Annotated in this window: 1 protein-coding gene; it reads left to right on the top strand. The window is 60.9% G+C overall.

What is annotated here, in order from left to right; translation table 11 throughout:
• On the top strand, nucleotides 1-933 hold a 933-nt coding region (locus GOOTI_RS20125; protein WP_007240449.1), incomplete at both ends, for an IS630 family transposase.

The raw sequence follows: 933 nt of genomic DNA on the forward strand, positions 1-933 counted from the left end.
GAAGTGGCACAACGACTCGGCCTCAATCGCAGTACCGTGCGGCGCTGGCGAGGCCGGTTCGTCGAGCACCGCTGCGAGGGGTTGCTCGACGAACCCCGGCCCGGGCGACCTCGCACCGTCGACGACGAGCAGATCAAAAACCTGATCACCGCAACTCTCGAGACCACTCCGAAGAATGCGACACACTGGTCGACGCGGGCGATGGCTGAGCATCTCGACATGTCACAGTCAACTGTTTCGCGTGTATGGAGAGCGTTCGGATTGGCTCCACACAAACAGGAGTCGTGGAAGCTGTCGAAAGATCCCCTGTTCACCGAGAAGGTCCGCGACGTCGTCGGGCTCTACATGAACCCACCCGAACGTGCCCTGGTGCTCTGCGTTGACGAGAAGACCCAGATCCAAGCTCTCGATCGCACCCAGCCGATCTTTCCCATGCTCCCGGGCACCCCGCAACGGGCCAGCCACGACTACGTGCGCAACGGCACCTCCAGCCTGTACGCGGCGTTGGACATCGCGTCGGGAAAAGTGATCGGTTCGCTTCACTCACGGCATCGCGCAACGGAATTCATCGGGTTTCTCCGCAAGATCGACGCCGAGGTGCCCGACGAGCTCGACGTCCACCTGGTCATGGACAACGCCTCTACCCACAAGATGCCCGCGGTCAAACGATGGCTGACCTCGCACCCACGGTTTGTTGTCCACTTCACCCCGACGAGCTCATCCTGGATGAACCTCGTCGAACGCTGGTTCGCCGAACTGACCACCAAGAAACTCCAACGCTCCACCCACCGCACCGTGAGAGCACTCAACGCCGACATCAGAGCATGGATCGAGACCTGGAACGACAACCCCCGCCCCTACGTGTGGGTCAAGACCGCTGACCAGATCCTCGACTCCATCGCCCACTACTGCACACGAATTAATGACTCAGAA

Origin of the sequence: Gordonia otitidis NBRC 100426, from assembly GCF_000248075.1 — a bacterium.
GTDB classification, from domain to species: Bacteria; Actinomycetota; Actinomycetes; order Mycobacteriales; family Mycobacteriaceae; genus Gordonia; species Gordonia otitidis.